The organism is Rhizobium sp. WYCCWR 11146, assembly GCF_013591995.1.
GTDB classification, from domain to species: domain Bacteria; phylum Pseudomonadota; class Alphaproteobacteria; order Rhizobiales; family Rhizobiaceae; genus Rhizobium; species Rhizobium indicum.
On sequence record NZ_JACCEY010000049.1, the window covers coordinates 12,270 to 32,343 of the forward strand.

The 20,074-nt window shown below is 61.7% G+C and carries 20 protein-coding genes; 8 read left to right on the plus strand and 12 right to left on the minus strand.

The window, feature by feature from the left end; genetic code table 11:
* Nucleotides 1-52: 52 nt before the first annotated feature.
* Nucleotides 53-799 carry a bifunctional 2-polyprenyl-6-hydroxyphenol methylase/3-demethylubiquinol 3-O-methyltransferase UbiG gene (gene ubiG / locus HX899_RS34655; protein ID WP_181294552.1) on the plus strand — a complete coding sequence of 249 codons (747 nt, stop codon included), beginning with the start codon at nt 53-55 and terminating at the stop codon, nt 797-799.
* Nucleotides 800-880: 81 nt separating this feature from the next.
* Here the strand turns inward: ubiG and HX899_RS34660 are convergent, their stop codons facing one another.
* The 4 genes from HX899_RS34660 to HX899_RS34675 are packed head-to-tail and all read right to left on the minus strand — an operon-like array spanning nt 881 to nt 3,239.
* A complete protein-coding gene (locus HX899_RS34660; protein WP_138331667.1) occupies nt 881-1,309 on the minus strand; it encodes a DUF1178 family protein in 429 nt (142 codons plus the stop codon).
* Complete coding sequence (locus HX899_RS34665; protein ID WP_181294553.1) at nt 1,306-2,163, minus strand: carbon-nitrogen hydrolase family protein; 858 nt, start codon at nt 2,161-2,163, stop codon at nt 1,306-1,308. The genes HX899_RS34660 and HX899_RS34665 overlap by 4 nt, the downstream gene beginning before the upstream one ends.
* Before the next feature lie 10 nt (nt 2,164-2,173).
* Complete coding sequence (gene grxC, locus HX899_RS34670) at nt 2,174-2,431, minus strand: glutaredoxin 3 (protein ID WP_181294554.1); 258 nt, start codon at nt 2,429-2,431, stop codon at nt 2,174-2,176.
* Nucleotides 2,432-2,462: 31 nt separating this feature from the next.
* Nucleotides 2,463-3,239, minus strand: coding sequence for a ComF family protein (locus tag HX899_RS34675; protein ID WP_181294555.1), 777 nt, complete (start codon nt 3,237-3,239; stop codon nt 2,463-2,465).
* Nucleotides 3,240-3,316: 77 nt separating this feature from the next.
* Here HX899_RS34675 and HX899_RS34680 point away from each other — a divergent pair, with 77 nt between their 5' ends.
* Nucleotides 3,317-4,201 carry a methyltransferase domain-containing protein gene (locus tag HX899_RS34680; RefSeq protein WP_181294556.1) on the plus strand — a complete coding sequence of 295 codons (885 nt, stop codon included), beginning with the start codon at nt 3,317-3,319 and terminating at the stop codon, nt 4,199-4,201.
* Between the two features lie 15 nt (nt 4,202-4,216).
* Here HX899_RS34680 and HX899_RS34685 read toward each other — a convergent pair whose 3' ends face one another.
* The 6 genes from HX899_RS34685 to HX899_RS34710 all read right to left on the minus strand — a co-directional run bounded on the left by HX899_RS34685 (nt 4,217) and on the right by HX899_RS34710 (nt 8,336).
* Complete coding sequence (locus HX899_RS34685) at nt 4,217-4,384, minus strand: Flp family type IVb pilin (RefSeq protein WP_138332020.1); 168 nt, start codon at nt 4,382-4,384, stop codon at nt 4,217-4,219.
* A 74-nt stretch (nt 4,385-4,458) separates the two neighbouring features.
* Nucleotides 4,459-4,776: a hypothetical protein gene (locus HX899_RS34690; protein ID WP_003543245.1), complete on the minus strand. Its 318-nt coding sequence runs from the start codon at nt 4,774-4,776 to the stop codon at nt 4,459-4,461.
* Between the two features lie 126 nt (nt 4,777-4,902).
* Nucleotides 4,903-5,316, minus strand: coding sequence for an 8-oxo-dGTP diphosphatase MutT (gene mutT / locus HX899_RS34695; protein WP_012759141.1), 414 nt, complete (start codon nt 5,314-5,316; stop codon nt 4,903-4,905).
* Nucleotides 5,313-6,119 carry an N-acetyltransferase gene (locus HX899_RS34700; protein ID WP_138389574.1) on the minus strand — a complete coding sequence of 269 codons (807 nt, stop codon included), beginning with the start codon at nt 6,117-6,119 and terminating at the stop codon, nt 5,313-5,315. The genes mutT and HX899_RS34700 overlap by 4 nt, the downstream gene beginning before the upstream one ends.
* Nucleotides 6,100-7,341 (minus strand): bifunctional glutamate N-acetyltransferase/amino-acid acetyltransferase ArgJ, encoded by a 1,242-nt coding sequence (gene argJ, locus HX899_RS34705; RefSeq protein ID WP_181294565.1) that lies wholly within the window; start codon nt 7,339-7,341, stop codon nt 6,100-6,102. The genes HX899_RS34700 and argJ overlap by 20 nt, the downstream gene beginning before the upstream one ends.
* Nucleotides 7,342-7,454: 113 nt before the next feature.
* The gene (locus tag HX899_RS34710) at nt 7,455-8,336 is read right to left on the minus strand and encodes a peptidylprolyl isomerase (RefSeq protein WP_072640438.1); all 882 of its coding nucleotides are present in this window, start codon (nt 8,334-8,336) and stop codon (nt 7,455-7,457) included.
* Nucleotides 8,337-8,582: 246 nt separating this feature from the next.
* On the opposite strand from HX899_RS34710, the gene secA reads away from it, so the two are divergent.
* The 3 genes from secA to HX899_RS34725 all read left to right on the plus strand — a co-directional run bounded on the left by secA (nt 8,583) and on the right by HX899_RS34725 (nt 14,175).
* Complete coding sequence (gene secA / locus HX899_RS34715; protein ID WP_181294557.1) at nt 8,583-11,300, plus strand: preprotein translocase subunit SecA; 2,718 nt, start codon at nt 8,583-8,585, stop codon at nt 11,298-11,300.
* Between the two features lie 181 nt (nt 11,301-11,481).
* Nucleotides 11,482-12,897: a lipopolysaccharide biosynthesis protein gene (locus HX899_RS34720; protein WP_138331674.1), complete on the plus strand. Its 1,416-nt coding sequence runs from the start codon at nt 11,482-11,484 to the stop codon at nt 12,895-12,897.
* Nucleotides 12,898-14,175: a GNAT family N-acetyltransferase gene (locus HX899_RS34725; RefSeq protein ID WP_138331675.1), complete on the plus strand. Its 1,278-nt coding sequence runs from the start codon at nt 12,898-12,900 to the stop codon at nt 14,173-14,175.
* A gap of 44 nt (nt 14,176-14,219) precedes the next feature.
* Here HX899_RS34725 and HX899_RS34730 read toward each other — a convergent pair whose 3' ends face one another.
* Nucleotides 14,220-15,848 (minus strand): AMP-binding protein, encoded by a 1,629-nt coding sequence (locus HX899_RS34730; protein WP_181294558.1) that lies wholly within the window; start codon nt 15,846-15,848, stop codon nt 14,220-14,222.
* 224 nt (nt 15,849-16,072) lie between these two features.
* Between HX899_RS34730 and HX899_RS34735 the strand changes: the two genes are divergently transcribed.
* On the plus strand, nt 16,073-17,053 hold the full coding sequence (locus tag HX899_RS34735) for an aldo/keto reductase (RefSeq protein ID WP_138331677.1): 981 nt from the start codon (nt 16,073-16,075) through the stop codon (nt 17,051-17,053).
* A 179-nt stretch (nt 17,054-17,232) separates the two neighbouring features.
* Complete coding sequence (locus HX899_RS34740) at nt 17,233-18,030, plus strand: class I SAM-dependent methyltransferase (protein WP_138389571.1); 798 nt, start codon at nt 17,233-17,235, stop codon at nt 18,028-18,030.
* Nucleotides 18,031-18,032: 2 nt separating this feature from the next.
* Here HX899_RS34740 and HX899_RS34745 read toward each other — a convergent pair whose 3' ends face one another.
* Nucleotides 18,033-18,611 (minus strand): TetR/AcrR family transcriptional regulator, encoded by a 579-nt coding sequence (locus HX899_RS34745; RefSeq protein ID WP_138331678.1) that lies wholly within the window; start codon nt 18,609-18,611, stop codon nt 18,033-18,035.
* Nucleotides 18,612-18,740: 129 nt separating this feature from the next.
* Between HX899_RS34745 and HX899_RS34750 the strand changes: the two genes are divergently transcribed.
* Nucleotides 18,741-20,036 carry an MFS transporter gene (locus tag HX899_RS34750; RefSeq protein WP_138331679.1) on the plus strand — a complete coding sequence of 432 codons (1,296 nt, stop codon included), beginning with the start codon at nt 18,741-18,743 and terminating at the stop codon, nt 20,034-20,036.
* Nucleotides 20,037-20,074: the final 38 nt, after the last annotated feature.

The window sequence follows — 20,074 nt, forward strand, 5'->3', positions numbered from 1 at the left end:
ACTTATGCCCCCGATCATCCGACTTCACATGTCACGAATGAAGGAGTGGACGATGACGGAAGGCGCCAAAAGCACGATCGACCAGGGCGAAGTGGACCGCTTCTCGGCGATGGCGGCGGAATGGTGGAGCCCGACCGGCAAGTTCAAACCACTGCACAAGTTCAATCCCGTCCGGCTCGCCTATATCCGCGACAAGGCCTGCGAGAATTTCAGCCGTGATCCAAAAAGCGCACGCCCGCTGGAGGGTCTGCGCGTGCTGGATATCGGCTGCGGCGGCGGTCTGTTGTCCGAACCTGTCTCCCGCATGGGCGCCTCGGTCGTCGGCGCCGATCCGTCCGAGAAGAATATTGGCATCGCCTCCACCCATGCCAAGGCCTCCGGCGTTTCGGTCAACTATCGCGCCGTCACCGCCGAAGAGCTCGCTGAGGCTGGCGAGACCTTCGATATCGTCTTGAATATGGAAGTGGTGGAGCACGTCGCCGATGTCGAATTCTTCATGACGACCTGCGCAAAAATGGTCCGCCCCGGCGGCCTGATCTTCGTTGCCACCATCAACCGAACGATGAAGGCGGCAGCGCTTGCCATCTTCGCCGCCGAGAACATTCTGCGCTGGCTGCCGCGCGGAACGCACCAGTATGAAAAGCTGGTACGCCCGGAAGAGCTGGAAAAGCCGCTGGTGGCAAGCGGCCTTGAGATCACCGACCGCACCGGCGTCTTCTTCAATCCGCTGTCGAACGAGTGGAACCTGTCCAAGGATATGGACGTAAATTATATGCTGCTGGCGAAGCGGCCGGCATAGCTCCCGCCATCAATAAGCCGGCTACATTTTCAGCGCGACACGCAGGCCAAATCATGGACAGCAAGCGGCGTGAACTTCATGTCAGTTCACGTCTTCCGGCAAGACGGGAATGGCTGCGATCTCGATGCCCTCTTCCAAGAGCGCCTGCGCCTCATCGACCGTCGCCTGGCCGATGATGCCGCGGGCATCCGCCTCGCCGTAATGGATCTTGCGGGCTTCCTCGGGAAACTGCGTGCCGACGTCCTCGGAATTGGCCTTGACCGCAGCGACGGCTTCTTTGAGCTTTTGCAGGGCCTCCTGACGCATGGCATTCATCGCCAGCGTCTGCCTCTCGTCCTTCTTCCGCGCGGTCGACACCGAAGGCGCCATCAACAGCTTCGAAATGGCGGCGGAATGACAGACCGGGCAGGTCAGAAAACCGGTTTCGATCTGACGATCGAAATCGGCGCTTTCCGAAAACCAACCTTCGAATTCATGGGCATTGTCACAGGTGAGGGAATAGCGGATCAAGCGGCGACGCCTCCGGCGACTGCCCCCGCAATCTTCTCGACCGAGAATTCCCGGCCATTCCTCAGGTTCGGGATCTTGTCATGCGCGGCCTTGACCGCGGTGGGATCGATCTCGGCGACGATAACCGCCTCGCCGGTGGCGCCGGCCGACGCCAGCACCATGCCCCAAGGATCGACGATCATCGAATGGCCGAAGGTCTCGCGCCCATCCTCATGCCGGCCGGCCTGCGCGGCGGCGATGACGAAGACCCCGTTCTCGATCGCGCGTGCCCTGAGCAGGATCTCCCAATGCGCCTCGCCAGTCTGCTTGGTGAAGGCGGCAGGAACTGTCATCACCTCGGCACCGGCAATCGCCTGGGCGCGGAAGAGTGCCGGAAACCGCACGTCGTAACAGATCGCAAAGCCCATTTCGGCAAAGGGCAACGACAGGACGCGGGCCTCCGAGCCGGCTGTATAGGCGGCACTTTCACGCCAGCTTTCGCCATTGTCGAGGTCGACGTCAAACATATGGATCTTGTCGTAGCGATTGAGAATCCTGCCGTCGGGACCGAACAGGAAGCCGCGATTGGCGATCTTGCCGTCGGCAAGGGCAATCGCCGTCGAACCGACATGCATGTAGATGCCGAATTCCCTGGCGAGCTCCGAGCCCGTCTTGACGATGATGTCATGCGCCTCATCGGCAAGCACGGCGCGTGCCGCCGCACGATCGCGCTGCAGCATGCCGGTCATCTCGGGCGTCTGCACATAGGTCGCGCCCTGGCCAGCGGCCTCGCGCACCAGCCGCGCCATGGCGGCGGCATTCTTCACCGGATCGACCCCGGAACACATCTGGACGACGGCGGCCTTGAAGCTCATCGGTTCTTCCTCAGGCTGCCAGCATCGGGTCGAGCTTGCCGGACCGATCGAGCGCAAAGAGATCGTCGCAACCGCCGACATGATCGGCGCCGATGAAGATCTGCGGAAAAGTGGCACGGCCGTTCGACTTGCCGATCATCTCCTGGCGAAGATCCGGCGAAAAGGTCGCGTCGTGCTCGACATATTCGACACCCTTTTCTTCGAGAAGGGACTTGGCGCGGGTGCAATAGCCGCAGAACTGCCGTGTATAGATTGTGACGGGTACCATAATCTCTCCAGACCGATGCCGGGTATTTCTGTCATATAGGCTCGGAGAGAGCCCTTGCAAAGGTCAAAACCGTTATGTCGGCCGCACCCGCCTTGCGCAGCGTCCGGCTTGCCGCGGCAACCGTCGCCCCTGTTGTATAGACGTCGTCGATAAGGACAATGCGCTTGCCGAAAATGTCGTTTTCGCAGCCCTTGGCGATCGCAAAAGCGCCCCTGACATTGTCTTCTCGCGCCTTGGCGCCAAGGCCGACCTGCTGGCTGGTGCGCTTGACGCGCATAAGCGTGGCAGCCAGCAGCGGCTTGCCCGAGAGCTTTGCCATATGACGGGCAAGCTCGGCTGCCTGGTTGAACTTCCGCGCCAGCATGCGGCTACGGTGCAGCGGCACCGGGATCAGCGAATCGCAGCTTTCGACCGTCCCGTCGGAAGCGCGCAGCATCCAGGCTGCCATCATCGGCGCCAGATCGGTGCGATCGCGATATTTGAGCGCATGGACGAGATCGCGGACCGCGTGGTCGTGGGTCGCCGCAGACCGCAGCCGGTCGAAGGGCGGCGGGTTGGCGATCGCCTCGGCGCTGAGGATGCCTGCACCGAGATCGTGCGAGAAGGGAATGCCGAGCACCTCGCAATAGGGTCGTTCGATGAAGCGGATACCGGACCAACATTTCGCACAGAGCCCGCGATGGCCGCCGGTCGAAATGCCGCAGACGGAACAGGCCGGCGGATAAAAGAAATCGGCAAGCGCCGAAAACGGCCGCAAGAGATGCGTGCGCAAGAATTCTGCCGGTCTTTTCAATTCGGTTGGCCCCATACCGCAGAGACTAGCGCGTTCTCCACGAAAGGAAAATCGTCTTGCCGCACGGGCGGCGCGGGACTAAGGACATCGCCATGGATACGATCTTCGACAGAGCCCTGATCGCCGCACATCGCCATCGCGCGCTTGCCAACAACGATCCAAAAGCCGCCTTCCTGCTCGACATCGCCGCTGAGGAAATGGGCGAAAGGCTTTCCGTGGTCGAGCGGACTTTCGGGACCGCCGTCGAACTGCATGGCGCGACCGGTGCTGCCGCCCGGGCGGCGCTGGCAACGGGCAAGATTGGTACGATGATCCGCGTCGAAAGCGAGAAGGCCTATGCCCGGCCGGACGAAATCTTGATCGAGGCGCCGCTCGAGGACGTGCCGCTCGAACCGCAATCGGCCAATCTCATCCTTGCGCCGCTTAGCCTGCATCTGACCAACGATACGCCGGGTGTCTTCATCCAGATCCGCCGCGCCCTGAAGCCGGACGGCCTTTTCCTGGCCGCGATCCCCGGCGCCGGCACGTTACAGGAACTGCGCGACGTGCTGCTGACCGCCGAGGTCGAGATGACAGGTGGCGCAAGCCCGCGTGTCATTCCCTTCGCCGATGTGCGCGATGTCGGTAGCCTCATGCAGCGCGCCGGCTTCACATTGCCGGTGATCGATGCGGAGAATTATACGGTGCGCTATGATTCGCTCTTTCCGCTGATGCGGGATCTGAGAGCGATGGGCATGAGCAATCCGCTTGCAGCCCGCGCCCGGATGCCACTGAAGCGCGCCTTCTTCCTGCGCGCAGCGGAGATCTACGCCGAACGTTATGCCGATCCCGACGGACGTATCCGCGCCACCTTCTCGATCATCTATGTTTCGGGATGGGCTGCCCACGAGAGCCAGCAAAAGCCGCTCAAGCCGGGTTCGGCCAAGGCGCGCCTTGCCGATGCACTGAAGGTGGACGAACACAAGCTCAAACAGTGAGGGCCGGCGGCTTCTTCAATTCACCGTCATATTGTTATTGATCACGTTGAAGACGCCTTGCAAGGCGCCGGTGAAGACCCCGAGACCGGAGACGAGCGCGCCACAAATGAGGGCGGCGATCAAGCCATACTCAATTGCCGTCGCAGCTCTGTTATCTGCAAGAAATGCTTTCAAAATACGCATTATTTCGCGACCCTTTGAGCGAAACCGACGGCGAACGATCAATTCCACGGCCATCGGGCGACGGCCGGTATTTTTCAGCAACCGGCGCCGACGCCGTAGCCCTGGACGACGCAGACCGAGCCGGGCGTATCCTGGAGGACGCTGCGGCGGATCGTATAACGCTTGCCGCTTTCACTCTTGGGGATCGATCCCGTCGTGATCGTATCGAAATCCGCCGGAGCACTGGCAAAGACGCTTTTCTTCGAGGAATCCGCAAGCATTGGCGTCAGGATAAGCGTCAGCGCGACTACCGCCGTGCCGAACAGGAGGGCGATATTCAGCGCACCCGTCCTGCGCGAAGCAGACGAGGCCCGTTCCTTTTCCCGGACAGCTTTCCAGAAATCATCGTCCATGAGGTCAAGCCTTTTAATACACGCACGCCAGATGCTTGATTGAGGCCGATCTTTGGCAGAAGGTGTTAAACGATCCATTAATATCCACAGCCGAAAATGGTGTGGCACAATAATAATCAGATAATGCTAAAGTAAATCCTGCAACATCGGGATGAGCGGCTCGTCGGCCGGAGGCATCGGATAATCGCGCAGCGCCTGCGGACGCACCCATTTCAGCGCCTGGCCTTCGCGGCCCTGGGGAATGCCCTCATAGCGCCGGCAGATATAAAGCGGCATCAAAAGGTGGAAGGTCTCGTAGGAGTGGCTGGCAAAGGTAAGCGGCGCGAGGCAGGCGATCTTGGTGTTGATGCCGAGCTCTTCCTCGAGCTCGCGCACCAGTGTTTCCTCCGGCGTCTCACCCGGCTCGACCTTGCCGCCGGGAAACTCCCAGAGCCCGGCGAGCGACTTTCCCTCGGGGCGCTGTGCCAACAGGATACGCCCATCGGCATCGATCAGCGCACAGGCGGCGACCAGCAATATCTTCCGGCCCGCCTCGCTCATCGCGGCTCCTGCTGCCAATAGCAATAATGATAGGCGTCGCGAAAACCGAGGCGCTCATAAAGTGCGATGGCCGGACGGTTGGACAGCTTCACCTGCAGCCAGGCCGAACGGGCGCTGCGCATGCGCGCCCAGCGCAGCGCCGAGGTCAGGATTTCGGTGCCGAGTCCTTCGCGCCGCCGCGCCTCGGAGACCGAAAGCGACATGATGCCGGCGAGGTCGTTGTCCTGGACACAGAGCACGGTCGCAAGCGGGCCGTCCACCGCGTTCTCGATCATGAACAGGCCGGATGGCGGCTTGATCGCCGAAATGATTTCGGCAAGCGCCGGCTTCAGCCTCAGTGGCGACTGGTCGACGGCAAGGTTGGCGTCGACGAAACGGCCGATATCATGGGTCGGCAGGTGATCGAGCGTATCCGGCAGCTCCGCCTCGGCGAGGTCGCAGGCCATCACCACCGTATCGTCGAAGCGCGTCCAGTTCTGCGCGCGCAGAAGTTCGATCAGCACCGGCGAAGCAAGCGGCGTCTGGCGGACCACGGCGGCGCGGCCATAGGCCTCGAACTTCCGGCTCGCCTTTTCCAGGCGGATTTCGACGTCGCGATGATCCGAGGGATCGAGCGGCACGATCGAGTTCAGCCGGTTGGACGGGTGACCGGCCGTCAGCCGCACCTGCCAGCTGCCGTCATATTGCACGGATGCCGCCGGCCAGGCGCGGAAGCCGACGGCCTCCAGCCTGCGCACCAGCGGCAGATTGTGTGAGGAAATGGATGCCTGCTCCAATGAACGATCAGCTCCGATAGTCGCCATTGATCGCAACATATTCCTTGGTGAGGTCGCAGGTCCAGACCGTTGCCGTGCCGGCACCGAGCCCGATATCGACTTTGACGGGGATATCCTGCGCCTTCATGACGTCCGAGGCGGCCGCCTCGGAATAATCGGGATCACGCTCGCCATTGACGGCAACCCTGATATCGCCGAACCAGATGGCGAGCCGGTCGCGGTCGGCCATCTCGCCGGATTTGCCGACGGCCATTACGATACGGCCCCAATTGGCGTCTTCGCCGGCGGCCGCGGTCTTGACCAGCGGCGAATTGGCGATCGACAGCGCGATGCGCTTGGCGGCGGCATCGCTCTCGGCACCCGTCACGGTGATTTCGAGCATCTTGCTCGCACCTTCGCCGTCCCGCACCACCTGCAGCGACAGATCCTTCAGCACTTCGTTGAGTGCGGCCCGGAAGGCGGCAAGGTGCGGGTCGTCGGCGCGTTCGATGCGGGCCTGGCCGTCCTCGGCTGCGGCACCCGTTGCAAACAGCATCAGTGTGTCGGACGTGGAGGTGTCGCTGTCGACGGTCATGGAATTGAAGGTCGGGCCGACGCCGTCGGACAGAAGCGCCTGCAGAGCGGCAGGCGCAATGTCGGCATCAGTGACGACGAAGGAAAGCATCGTCGCCATATCAGGCGCGATCATGCCGGCGCCCTTGGCGATGCCGTTGATCGTCACGGCCACGCCGCCGATCTCGGCGCTGCGGGTCGAAACTTTCGGATAGGTGTCCGTCGTCATGATCGCCTTGGCGGCCTCGAACCAGAAATCGCCGGTCGCTTCGACCTGCATCCGATCCAGAACGCCTGCGAATTTGGTGGCATCGAGCGGCTCGCCGATGACGCCAGTCGAGGCCAGATAGACCTCGTTTTCGGCGCAGCCGACGGCAGCGGCAGCCGACTTCGCCGTCAGTGCGGTCGCCTGGCGGCCCTTCAGGCCGGTGAAAGCATTGGCATTGCCTGAGTTGACGACGACGGCGCGAGCGCTGCCATGGGGGAGATTGGCCCGGCAGAAATCGACCGGCGCCGACGGGCACTTCGAGCGGGTAAAAACGCCCGCAACAGTCGCCGGTCTGTCGAAGACCATCATCAGCACGTCGGTACGGTTCTTGTACTTGATGCCGGCGGAAGCCGTCGCCATGCGCACGCCGCGTAGCGGTGGCATCGAGACGAAGGATTTCGGAGCAAGCGGAGAGACGGAACCGGACATGATGAGACCTGCCAATGAGCATTTCCAGGCGAAATGGAAACCGGTTCGCCGTCCGGAAATGCGACAACCACGATAGTGAAGGGCCCGGAAGAACCGGGCCCCTGATGCGATTATTACTGCTGCGGTGCCGGCGCAACGGGCTCGCTGCCCGGCTCGGGCTGCTTGTTGGCCTGGTCGTAACCCTTGCGCAGCGTCTCGTCCGTGATCTCGATCTTGGCCGAGGCCTTCGCCTTGTTCAGAAGCTCAAGATACTTGTCGCGCATGACGAGCTGACGAACCTGATCCTGCACCTGCTCGAAGGGCGGCGGCGGAGCGTCTCGCTTATCTTCGACCTTGATGACGTGGAAGCCGAAATCGGTCTTCACCGGCGTCTTGGAATAGGTGCCCTTCTCAAGCGCAAAGGCTGCGTCTTCGAATTCCTTGACCATGCGGCCGCGCGAGAAATAGCCGAGATCGCCGCCTTCCGACTTGTTCGGATCGGTGGACTTTTCCTTGGCGAGTTCGGCGAAATCCTTGCCGGCGTCGAGCTGCTTGATGATGTCCTTGGCTTCGTCCTCGGTCTTGACGAGGATATGACGGGCGTGGACTTCCTCCTGCTTCGGCAGGGCGGCGACTTCCTTGTCGTAACGGGCCTTGACTTCTTCAGGCGTCACGATGTCGACGACATGCTTCTTGAAATAGGCATTGTGCAGCTCGCGGTCGGAGAGATACTGCATGCGCTTCTTGAATTCGTCGGTCTGATCGAGCTTCTCAGCCGCAGCGTCGGCGGCGAGCAGCTTCACGTCGATGGCGGCGGAAAGGGCTGCGACCTTCTTCTGGTCATCGGGAAGCTGCGCCAGCTGGGGGTCGAGATTGGCGACGGCGAGGTCGAGTTCCGACTGGTGGATCTCCAGGGTGCCGACCTTGGCGATGACGGCGTCATCGGCATAGGCCGGGGCCTGGAGCGCAACAAAAGTTGCAAACGCCAGAACGGCAAGTTTGTTGGTGCTCAACATGAAATACCCTTCACAGTTACATCGCCGGTTTCAGCATCCCCTGAATCCAGCTCAAAAAAGCCATCAACACCGGATTGTGGCCTTTCTGTATCCGCCAAATCCGTTGACATCATTCGACCCCCCTCTTATCTGTCACGCAACCTCGCGTCCAGAACAGTTTCCGGGCGTTTTAAGGCGCGCGCCTGATTTTCGGCTGGGCCGCGGACAAGAAACGCCGGGGATGAATATTGAGAAAGGGCCAGTCATATGGTCAGCTTTGGCGGTATAGCCCGCAAGTTATTTGGGTCTTCCAACGACCGCCGCGTGCGGTCCTACCAGCCGAACGTCACTGCCATCAACTCTATCGAAGAGAAGACGAAGGCCCTGACGGACGAGCAGCTCGCGGCAAAGACCGTGGAGTTTCGCGCCCTGCTCGCCGAGGGCAAGACGCTCGACGACATTCTGATCCCGGCCTTTGCCGTCGTGCGCGAAGCCTCGCGCCGCGTTCTCGGCCTGCGACCTTTTGACGTACAGCTGGTCGGCGGCATGATCCTGCATTCGAATGCGATCGCCGAGATGAAGACCGGCGAAGGCAAGACCCTCGTCGCCACCCTGCCGGTCTACCTGAACGCGCTTTCCGGCAAGGGCGTGCACGTCGTCACCGTCAACGATTACCTCGCCCAGCGCGATGCCGCCACCATGGGCCGCGTCTACGGCTTCCTCGGCATGACCACCGGCGTCATCGTCCACGGCCTTTCCGACGAGGAACGCCACGCGGCCTATGCCTGCGACATCACCTACGCCACCAACAACGAACTCGGCTTCGATTATCTGCGCGATAACATGAAGTACGAGAAGAACCAGATGGTTCAGCGCGGCCACAACTTCGCGATCGTCGACGAAGTGGACTCGATCCTCGTCGACGAGGCGCGCACGCCGCTGATCATCTCCGGTCCGCTCGACGACCGCTCCGAACTCTATAATACGATCGACGCCTACATTCCGCTGCTGGCGCCCAGCGATTACGAGATCGACGAGAAGCAGCGCTCCGCCAACTTCTCCGAAGAGGGCACCGAGAAGCTGGAAAACCTGCTCCGCCAAGCCGGCCTCTTGAAGGGCAACGCGCTCTACGACATCGAGAACGTTGCGATCGTCCACCACGTCAACAACGCGCTGAAGGCCCACAAGCTCTTCCAGCGCGACAAGGACTATATCGTCCGCAACGACGAAGTCGTCATCATCGACGAGTTCACCGGCCGTATGATGCCGGGCCGCCGCTATTCGGAAGGCCAGCACCAGGCGCTCGAAGCCAAGGAAAAGGTGCAGATCCAGCCGGAAAACCAGACGCTGGCCTCGATCACCTTCCAGAACTACTTCCGCATGTACGACAAGCTCGCCGGCATGACCGGCACGGCGCAGACGGAAGCGGAAGAATTCGCCAATATCTACAATCTCGATGTCATCGAGGTCCCGACCAACCTGCCGATCAAGCGCCTCGACGAGGACGACGAGGTTTATCGGACCTTCGACGAGAAGTTCAAGGCGATCATCGAAGAGATCCTCGACGCCCATAAGCGCGGCCAGCCGGTGCTGGTCGGCACCACCTCGATCGAGAAATCGGAACTGCTCGCCGAGCGCCTGCGCAAGCAGGGCTTCGACGACTTCAAGGTGCTGAACGCCCGCTACCACGAGCAGGAAGCCTATATCGTCGCCCAGGCCGGCGTGCCGGGTGCCATCACCATCGCCACCAACATGGCCGGCCGCGGCACCGACATCCAGCTCGGCGGCAACCTCGACATGCGCATCGAGCGCGAGCTCGGCGAAGTCGAAGCCGGTCCGGAGCGTGACGCCCGGATCCAGGCAATCATCGAGGAGATCAAGGAACTCAAGCAAAAGGCGCTCGAAGCCGGTGGCCTCTACGTCATCGCCACCGAACGCCATGAAAGCCGCCGCATCGACAACCAGCTGCGCGGCCGCTCCGGCCGTCAGGGCGACCCCGGCCGCTCGAAGTTCTACCTCTCGCTTCAGGACGACCTGATGCGCATCTTCGGCTCCGACCGCATGGACAGCATGCTGACCAAGCTCGGCCTCAAGGAGGGCGAGGCGATCGTCCATCCCTGGATCAACAAGGCCCTGGAGCGCGCCCAGAAGAAGGTCGAAGCCCGCAACTTCGACATCCGCAAGAACCTCCTGAAGTATGACGACGTTCTCAACGATCAGCGCAAGGTGGTCTTCGAGCAGCGCCTCGAACTGATGGAATCGACCAATATTTCCGAGACCGTTTCCGACATGCGCCGTGAGGTGATCGAGGACATGGTCGAAAAGCATATCCCCGAACGCGCCTATGCCGAACAATGGGATGCCGCCGGCCTGAAGACCGGTGCTTTGAACATTCTCAATCTGGACCTGCCGATCGAGGACTGGGTGAAGGAAGAAGGTATCGGCGAAGACGATATCCGTGAGCGCCTGACGGAAGCCACCAATGCCGCCTTCACGGAAAAGGCCGAGCGTTTCGGTGACGACATCATGCATTATGTCGAACGCTCGATCGTCATGCAGACGCTCGATCATCTCTGGCGCGAGCACATCGTCAACCTCGACCACCTGCGCTCCGTCATCGGATTCCGCGGCTATGCCCAGCGCGATCCGCTGCAGGAATACAAGTCGGAAGCCTTCGAGCTCTTCACGGCGCTGCTCAACAATCTGCGCGAGGCCGTCACTGCCCAGCTGATGCGCGTCGAACTGGTGCAGCAGGCCCCTGCCGAGCCTGAACCGCCGCTGATGCAGGCCCATCACCTGGATCCGACGACCGGCGAAGACGATTTCGCGCCGGCGATCTACCAGGCATCGGAAGTCATCGTTTCTCCTGAAAACCGCAACCCGGCTGACCCGGCCACCTGGGGCAAGGTCGGCCGCAACGAGACCTGCCCCTGCGGCTCCGGCAAGAAATACAAGCACTGCCACGGCGCCTTCGAGCAGGTCTGAGGCAGGCCCGCAAAGATCCGCGAAAATGCCGCCTCCGGGCGGCATTTTCTTTTCTGCGGCAATGCCGGAAAGCCAGAATTTCAGCGTTGGACAGCAGACCCGATCCGGAACCGTTTCTTAACCCTGTTCTGTCAAGACTTCAGGGGCGATTTGCCTGACCTCAGAGTTTTGCGTGTTCATCATGGCGGTCATAGAAACAGCGGAGAAGATGCTGCCCGCGGGTCTGCGCCCGATCGGCGGCCGCACGCTGCGTTTGCTTGCTGCCGTGCTCACCGAGCGCGGTGAGAGGGCGGCCGCCCAGCGTATGGCACTGACGGCCTTTTCGATCCGTATCCTCAGCGCCGCACTCGCCTTCGTCTCCCAGATCGTGCTCGCCCGGCTGATGGGCGAATATGAATACGGCATCTTCGTTTTCGTCTGGGTGCTGGTCGTCGTCTTCGGCGATCTCTCATGCCTCGGTTTCCACACCGCGATAGTCCGCTTTCTGCCGCAATACAGGGCAGCGGGCGCTTTCGAGGAAATCCGCGGCCTGACCGGCACGGCGCGCATCTTTGCGCTGCTGTCCGGCACGGCGGTGCTCGCCGCTGGCATGCTCGGGCTGCATTTCTTCGGCGATATGATCCAGGTCTATTATCTCATCCCGATCTTCATCGGCCTGCTCGCCATGCCGATGATCGCGCTCGGCGACATTCTCGAAGGCACGTCACGGGCAAACCATTGGCCGGTGATGGCGCTGAGCCCGGTCTATATCGTCCGCCCGATCCTCATCATCCTCTTCATGCTGATCGCGATTGCCATCGGCGCCGAGCACACAGCCGTCACCGCGATGCAGGCAGCGCTCGCCGCCACCTACGTCACCGCTCTCGGCCAGTATGCCGCAACGCTTTACCGCCTTCGCCGGCATTATGACGACGGCCCACGCAAGGTCGATTTCCTCGCCTGGTTCAGCGTCGCCTTTCCGATTTTCCTGATCGAGGGCGTGAGCTTCCTGCTAACCAATTCCGACGTCGTCGTCGTCGGCATCTTCCTCGAGCCGCATGACGTCGCCATCTACTTCGCCGCCGCCAAAACGATGGCGCTGGTACATTTCATCAATTTCTCGGTCAAGGCGGCCTCCGGCCCGCGCTTTTCCTCGATCATCGCCGAAGGCGACCACGCCCAGCTGGCAGCCGCAGCCATCGACGCCGCCCGCTGGACCTTCTGGCCGGCGCTCGGGGTCGGCCTTGTCGTGCTTGCGGCCGGTCATCTGCTGCTGTCGCTCTTCGGCGGCGCCTTCACATCGGGCTATCTGGTCATGGCGATCCTGCTCGCCGGCATCCTTGCCAAATCGCTGGTCGGCCCGGCCGAAACGCTGCTGATGATGGCAGGCAAGCAGAACCTCTGCGTCGCGCTCTATGCCGGCGCACTGACGGCCAATGTCGGCCTCAACCTCGCTTTGATCCCGCATTACGGCATCGAGGGCACGGCGATCGCCACGGCCTCTGCCATGGCAGTCGAGGCAATCCTGCTGCATGTCGCCGTGCGCCGCACCCTCGCCATCGTTCTTTTCGCCTTCGCCAGCCCCTCCGCCGCAACGCCAGAAATGAGAGTTCGATAGATGGTGCGTGTTCCCCCCGTTACCGAAAGCACCGACAGCGCCGCAAACCGCATGGTGCATGATCTCGCAGCACTGCATTTCGAAGCGCCGCAGGCCGAGGCTCGCGCCGAGATCGGCCGGCCGGGGCGCGAGCTCTGCCTCTATCCCGGCAAACTCGGCTATGAGCTTCAGGATGAGCTCGATTTCCTCTCCAACCGGGCGATGGAACCGAATGTCTTTTTCTCCGGCCGCTTCCTCGCCCCCGCCATGCCGCGGCTCGAAGACCGGCAGGTGAACTTCGCCCTGATCCGCGACCACAATGCCGGTCGCAGCCGCATGCGCTTCCTCTTGCCGTTTTCGGTCGACAAGCCGGGCTTTGCCGTCGGCCCGTCGATCATCCGCGGCTGGTCAAACAGTTTCGGTCCGCTCGGCACGCCGCTCGTCGATGGCGAGGATGCCGCCGAAACCCTCGACAATCTCTTCGAGGGGCTGACCGCCCGTGATCTCAATCTGCCCGCCATAATGGTCCTGCCGGATCTCAGGCTGAACGGTATCTTCGTGCGCATGGTCAAGGCCGTTGCGCTCAGCCGCAATCTTCCCGTCACCGTTACCAATCCCTACCTGCGCCCGATGCTGCAGAGCGAGGAAGAGGCGCCGGTCTATCTCGGCAAAACCATCTCCTCCTCGCATATGCGCGAGATGCGCCGCCAGTGGCGCCTGCTGGAGGAACAGGGAACCGCGGTCTATGCCGTCGCCCGCCAGCCGCGCGAAATCCATACCCGCTTCGAGGAATTCCTGGCGATGGAAGCCGGCGGTTGGAAGGGCAAGCGGCGAAGCGCTCTCGTCACCGATCGTTATCACACGGCCTTCGCCCGCGAGGCGGTGTCGAACCTTGCCGCCGTCGATGCCGTGCGTATTCACACGATCGACCTCAACGGCAAGGCGATCGCCGCCATCGTCGTGCTGATGATGGGCGGCGAGGCCTATACTTGGAAGACCGCCTACGACGAAAACTATGCCCGCTATTCGCCAGGCAAGCTGCTGATGAGCGAACTCACCGAATGGCATCTCGATGACGCCAATATCGTCCGCTCGGATTCCTGCGCCGTCTCGGATCATCCGATCATGAGCCGCTTCTGGCAGGAGCGCGAGGAAATGGGAACGCTGGTGATCGGCCTGACGCAGAACAGCGACCGCGACATGCGCCAGGTCACCGCCCAGCTCCACATGTACCGCAGCACCCGCAATATGGCGAAGATGCTGCGCGAGAAGATCATGTCGCTTGCCGGTCGAGGCTAAGCATTCCAGCAAAAGTGCCTAGTGTTTTTGCGTCCGGAAATGCTCTATCCCTCGCTGGCGGCCTTTTCGCGCAGCAGCCGGCGGATCACCTTGCCGGTGGTGGTTAGCGGTAATGCATCGATGAATTCCACTTCGCGCGGATATTCGTGCATCGAAAGCCGCGTCTTCACCCATTCCCTTATGTCGGCAGCCAACGCCTCGCTTGGATGATGGCCTGGTGAAAGCACGATATAGGCCTTGACGACTTCGGTGCGCACGGCATCGGGCTTGCCGACGGCGGCGGCAAGCTGCACGGCGGGATGACCGATCAGGCAGTCCTCGATCTCGGCCGGGCCGATGCGATATCCCGACGAGGTGATCACATCGTCGTCGCGCCCTTCGAAGGTCACATATCCCTCGGTGTCCTGCCGGCCGATATCGCCGGTGAGCAGCCAGCCTTTGGCGAATTTTCGGTCCGTCCCCACCGTGTCGTCCCAGTAGCCGAGGAACATGACAGGATCGGGACTGGCGATGGCGATCTGGCCCGGTTCGCCGACGGGCAACTCGTCGCCCGTCTCGCTGACGATCGCGACGCGATGCCCGGGCACCGCCCGCCCTATGGCGCCCGCTTTAGTGACGCCATAGGCAGCGCTCGACGCAAGCACGAAATTGCACTCCGTCTGGCCGTAGAATTCGTTGACGGTGATGCCGAGCGTATGGCGCGCCCATTCATAGGTCTCGCGCCCGAGCGCCTCCCCGGCCGAGCCGATGGTGCGCAGCACCAGATCATATTTCGAGCGCGGATCGGCAACGGATCTCATCAGCCTCAGCGCCGTCGGCGGAATGAAGGCATTGCGCACCTTCATTTCGGCCATGATGCGATAGGCCATGCCGGCATCGAATTTCTGCGCCGGCGACGAAACGACGGGAATACCGAGCAGAAGACTCGGCAGCAGCGCGTTGAGCAGCCCGCCGGCCCAGGCCCAGTCGGACGGCGTCCAGACCTTATCGTCCGGTTGCGGAAAACCCTCATGGGCGAACTGCATGCCGGGAACATGGCCGGGCAGGACGCGATGGCCATGCAACGCGCCCTTGGGTGGCCCCGTCGTTCCCGAGGTGAAGATCATCAGCGCTGGATCGTCGGGAGACGTCTTTTCTCCCTTGAAGAAGGGCTCGTATGACACGATCAGATCGGCAAAGGAGAGAGCATCGAGAGCACTATCGAGGCTGATCACATGCCGAAGCTCCGGCAGCCGATCGCGAATTTTCCGGACGCGATCAAGGCCGAAATCATTGGTGACGATTGCCACCGCACCTGAGGTCCTCAGCCTGTATTCGAGCGCCTCGACGCCGAAGAGCAGCGCCAGCGGCAAGGCGATTGCGCCCATCTTGTAGATCGCGACATGAACGACCACGGTCTCGAAGGACTGAGGCATCAGCAGCGCGACGCGGTCGCCTCGCTTAATGCCGAGCGAAGCCAGCGCATTGGCGAACATGGACGAGGCGCCGGCAAGCTCACCGTAAGTCAGCGAAAGATGATCGCCATCGGGGCTGAAATGCTCAAGGCAGACACGCTCCGGATCTCTCGCCGCCCAGTCGTCGCTGACGGCGCGGCCGATATTGAAATCCTCCGGAATCCGCCAGGAGAAATCGCGATAAAGATCGTCATAGCGATCGTGGGACGGCAGTTGCATGGTCGGATTCCGATAAAAATGCTGCATCAGCTAACATCTTGCGGCGCGGATGTGCAAGCTGCAGCCAGAATCGACGGCGATGAGCGCGGCTTCAGAAGTCTCGATCACGGATCATTGTGCGCATGCAGCATAGATTCTTCATTTGCCGCCCTGCGACTTTGGCCATCTCGCGCTAAATCATGGAAAGCCGCCTGGGGTCATCCAATTCATCACGGAGTCGTTTCATGGAATACGCAAAATTTGGCAAGACCGGTCTCGAAGTATCGAAGATCTGCTTGGGCTGCATGACCTTTGGCGATCCCGGCCGCGGCAATCATGCCTGGAGCCTGCGGGAAGAAGAAAGCCGGACGATGATCAAGCAGGCGATCGACCTCGGCATCAATTTCCTCGATACCGCCAACACCTATTCCAATGGTTCATCAGAGGAGATCGTCGGCCGGGCCATAAAAGACTTCGCCAAACGCGAGGACATCGTGCTGGCGACCAAGGTGTTCAACCGCATGCGGCCGGGCCCGAACGGCGCCGGCCTGTCGCGCAAGGCGATCTTCGACGAGATCGACAACAGCCTGCGTCGCCTCGGCACCGACTACGTGGATCTCTACCAGATCCACCGCTTCGACTACACGACGCCGATCGAGGAAACGCTGGAAGCGCTGCACGACGTCGTCAAATCGGGCAAGGCCCGTTATATCGGCGCCTCCTCCATGTATGCTTGGCAATTCGCCAAGGCGCTTTACGTCTCCAGGCTGAACGGCTGGACCGAATTCGTCAGCATGCAGGACCACCTGAACCTGCTCTACCGTGAGGAAGAGCGCGAAATGCTGCCGCTTTGCGAGGATCAGAAGATCGCCGTCATCCCCTGGAGCCCGCTTGCCCGCGGCCGCCTGACCCGCGACTGGGACGAGACGACGGCACGCAGCGAAACCGACGAATTCGGCAAGACGCTCTACACCCAGTCCATCGATGCCGACCGCAAGATCGTCGGGGCCGTGGCCGAAATCGCCAGGGCCCGCAACATCTCCCGCGCCCAGGTCGCAACTGCCTGGATCCTGCAGAAAAGTGCGGTGACCGCCCCAATTATCGGCGCGTCCAAACCGAACCACCTCACGGACGCCGTTGCCTCGCTCTCGGTCAAGCTTACCGCCGAGGAAATCGCGGCACTGGAGGCACCCTACATCCCGCACGCCATCGCCGGCTTCAAGTAAGCAGCGGTTGCCGCCGCTTTCTCCCAGTTCTCCTCACTCGTGGAGGGCTGGGATCGCCTCATCGTCCGGCTGCCCCTTCTTCTTCCATCGGTCAAGTGACTGCCTCGGGCACAAGTCATCACAAGGCAGTCATGATTCGGTCCTAGCGAATGTTCTTAGACATCGAGGAATCGTTCGCCATGACCACCATTCCTTTCGAGCCCCGCCGCTTCCGCACCACCGCCGCTTATTACAGCCGTTTCCGCGTTCCCTATCCCGACAGGCTGATCGAGCGCGTGGTCGCTAGGATTGACCTTCAGCCTGGCGATCATGTGCTCGATCTCGGCTGCGGCCCGGGCCAGATCGGCATCGCCTTCGCACGCCTCGCCCACGCCGATGTCACCGGCCTCGATCCTGAACCTGAAATGCTCGACGCCGCGCGAGAAGATGCCATCGCGGCCGGAGTCGACGCGAAGTTCATTCTCGCTTCGTCCTATGACCTCGGCCCTTCTTTCGGGCCGCTGAAGATGACAGCCATGGGCCGCTCGTTCCATTGGATGGATCGCGCCGCCACGTTGTCGACGCTGGACACACTGACCGAGCCCGGCGGAGCGGTCGCTCTTTTCGGCGACCGGCACATTTCTTCTTCACCTGCCTGGCGCGAGGCGATGGAGAGGGTGTCTGAGACCTTTTCACCGGAGCGGATGCGGACCGACCGGCAGTTTCACCATGGGCCGGATTGGATAAAGCACGAGGAATTTCTGCTGCGCTCGACCTTCCGCAACCTCGAACGCATCGGCGTCGTCGCTGAGCGGGTGATCAATGCCGATGAGATCGTCGGCCGCGCCTTCTCCATGTCCGTCACCTCGCCACAGGCGCTCGGCGACAGGATGATGGAATTCGAGCAGGTGCTGCGAAGCGAACTCACCGCGCTCTCGCCGAAGGGGAAATTCACCGAGATCGTCGAGAGCAACGCGCTCATCGCCTTTCGCGACTGAGATTATGTCTGGCTTTCAGGATCGAGCTGCCGGCGCATCGTCACCAGAAACTGCTCGGCAAGCGCCCTGTCCTCGACCGCACGGGCAAGAATGACGGCCCCCATCATCGATGACAGTGTAGTCGTCGCATTGGCGCGGCGCTTTTCTTCCGTTTCGCCGGGAACGATATCGGCAAGCGTGTCGACCAGCACGGACAGCCCGTCGCTGAAGACCGCGCGGACCGCGCCGCGGCTGCGGCTGACTTCCTGGATCAGCGTTGCGAAGACACAGCTGCCGCCCGGATCGTCAACCGTGCGCCAGTGGATATAATGATCGAGAAGCGCTGCCAGCGGCCGGTCCGGCGATTCGGCGATATGCTCCTTCCAGCGCGTCTCGACCTTGTCGATCAGCTTGCGGCTGACCTCAAGCGCCAGGTCGTCCTTCGAACCGAAGTGACCGTAAAAGCCGCCATGCGTCAGCCCGGCCGCCTTCATGATGTCGGCGACGCCGACCCCGTCGAAGCCATTTTCGCGGAAAAGCACGCCGGCAACGATCAGGATCTTTTCGCGGTTTTCGGCAAATTTTTCGCGGCTGACCCGCATTTGTCATCTCCAGAAATAGTCGCTTGACAAAATATATGACGTCCATCATCAATACGCAAGAAATATGATGGCCATCATGTAAATCGGTCCAGTATCTCCTAAAACCTGAATTCAAACGGAATCTTGCCCATGGTTTCCACCGTCCTCGCCTCCACCCTTGCCCGGCGCAACATCCATTACGGTTGGGTCGTCGTTGCCGCGACCTTCCTCACCATGCTGGTCACCGCCGGCGCCATGGGCGCACCTGGCGTGCTCATCAAACCGCTGCAGGATGAGTTCGGCTGGGAGACCTCGCAGATTTCCTCGGCCCTTGCGATTCGCCTGATCCTTTTCGGCTTCATGGGTCCGTTCGCCGCCGCCTTCATGAATTATTTCGGCGTGCGCAAGGTCATCGTCTTCGCACTGGCGCTGATTGGCGCGGGCTTCGTCGGTTCGCTGTTCATGACGACGCTGTGGCAGCTGCTGCTGCTCTGGGGTATCGTCGTTGGTTTCGGCACGGGTCTGACGGCCATGGTGCTCGCCGCAACGGTCTCCAGCCGCTGGTTCACCAAGCATCGCGGCCTCGTCGTCGGCATGCTCTCGGCAAGCTCGGCCACTGGCCAGCTCGTCTTCCTGCCGCTGATGGCGGAGCTGACGGAGCGCTACGGCTGGCGCTCGACGGTGTTTTTCGTCTGCGCCATGATCATGGTCGCAGCCCTTGCCGTGCTGGCCTTCATGCGCGACCGTCCGGCCGACCTCAACCTGCCCTCCTTCGGTGAGACGCAGGTGACGCCGCCACCGGCAAGCACCTCGCTTGGCGTCGCGTTGATGACGCCGATCACCGTGCTTAAGGAAATCTCGAAGACCTCGACCTTCTGGATCCTCTTTGCCACCTTTTTCATCTGCGGCCTCAGCACCAACGGCCTGATCCAGACTCATTTCGTCACCCTTTGCGGCGATTTCGGCATCGTGCCGGTGGCCGCCGCCAGCGTGCTGGCCGTCATGGGCATTTTCGATTTCTTCGGCACCATCGGCTCCGGCTGGCTGTCCGATCGCTTCGATAATCGCTGGCTGCTCTTCTGGTATTACGGCCTGCGCGGCCTGTCGCTGCTCTACCTGCCCTTCAGCGATTTCAGTTTTTACGGCCTCTCCATCTTCGCCATCTTCTACGGCCTCGACTGGATCGCCACCGTGCCGCCGACCGTCAAGATCGCCGCCGATCGCTTCGGCCCCGAAAAGGTCGGCCTCGTCTTCGGCTGGGTCTTCGCCGGCCATCAGCTGGGAGCAGCCACCGCCGCCTATGGCGCCGGCCTCTCGCGTACGGAACTTTCGAGCTACCTGCCCGCATTCTTCGTCGCCGGCGCCTTCTGCCTCTTGGCCTCGATCCTGGCGATCACGCTGAAGAAGTCCGGCCTGAGCAGCCCGGCACCGGCCGCCGCCCATTGATATCAGACAGGATCCGGCCTCGACGCGAGGCCGGATCT

Coding starts and splice junctions, on each gene's coding strand:
- ubiG (WP_181294552.1), top strand. CDS start 53: ATGACGGAAGGCGCCAAAAGCACGATCGACCAGGGCGAAGTGGACCGC.
- HX899_RS34665 (WP_181294553.1), bottom strand. CDS start 2,163: ATGAGCTTCAAGGCCGCCGTCGTCCAGATGTGTTCCGGGGTCGATCCG.
- grxC (WP_181294554.1), bottom strand. CDS start 2,431: ATGGTACCCGTCACAATCTATACACGGCAGTTCTGCGGCTATTGCACC.
- HX899_RS34675 (WP_181294555.1), bottom strand. CDS start 3,239: ATGGGGCCAACCGAATTGAAAAGACCGGCAGAATTCTTGCGCACGCAT.
- HX899_RS34680 (WP_181294556.1), top strand. CDS start 3,317: ATGGATACGATCTTCGACAGAGCCCTGATCGCCGCACATCGCCATCGC.
- HX899_RS34685 (WP_138332020.1), bottom strand. CDS start 4,384: ATGCGTATTTTGAAAGCATTTCTTGCAGATAACAGAGCTGCGACGGCA.
- HX899_RS34690 (WP_003543245.1), bottom strand. CDS start 4,776: ATGGACGATGATTTCTGGAAAGCTGTCCGGGAAAAGGAACGGGCCTCG.
- mutT (WP_012759141.1), bottom strand. CDS start 5,316: ATGAGCGAGGCGGGCCGGAAGATATTGCTGGTCGCCGCCTGTGCGCTG.
- HX899_RS34700 (WP_138389574.1), bottom strand. CDS start 6,119: ATGGCGACTATCGGAGCTGATCGTTCATTGGAGCAGGCATCCATTTCC.
- argJ (WP_181294565.1), bottom strand. CDS start 7,341: ATGTCCGGTTCCGTCTCTCCGCTTGCTCCGAAATCCTTCGTCTCGATG.
- HX899_RS34710 (WP_072640438.1), bottom strand. CDS start 8,336: ATGTTGAGCACCAACAAACTTGCCGTTCTGGCGTTTGCAACTTTTGTT.
- secA (WP_181294557.1), top strand. CDS start 8,583: ATGGTCAGCTTTGGCGGTATAGCCCGCAAGTTATTTGGGTCTTCCAAC.
- HX899_RS34720 (WP_138331674.1), top strand. CDS start 11,482: ATGGCGGTCATAGAAACAGCGGAGAAGATGCTGCCCGCGGGTCTGCGC.
- HX899_RS34725 (WP_138331675.1), top strand. CDS start 12,898: ATGGTGCGTGTTCCCCCCGTTACCGAAAGCACCGACAGCGCCGCAAAC.
- HX899_RS34730 (WP_181294558.1), bottom strand. CDS start 15,848: ATGCAACTGCCGTCCCACGATCGCTATGACGATCTTTATCGCGATTTC.
- HX899_RS34735 (WP_138331677.1), top strand. CDS start 16,073: ATGGAATACGCAAAATTTGGCAAGACCGGTCTCGAAGTATCGAAGATC.
- HX899_RS34740 (WP_138389571.1), top strand. CDS start 17,233: ATGACCACCATTCCTTTCGAGCCCCGCCGCTTCCGCACCACCGCCGCT.
- HX899_RS34745 (WP_138331678.1), bottom strand. CDS start 18,611: ATGCGGGTCAGCCGCGAAAAATTTGCCGAAAACCGCGAAAAGATCCTG.
- HX899_RS34750 (WP_138331679.1), top strand. CDS start 18,741: ATGGTTTCCACCGTCCTCGCCTCCACCCTTGCCCGGCGCAACATCCAT.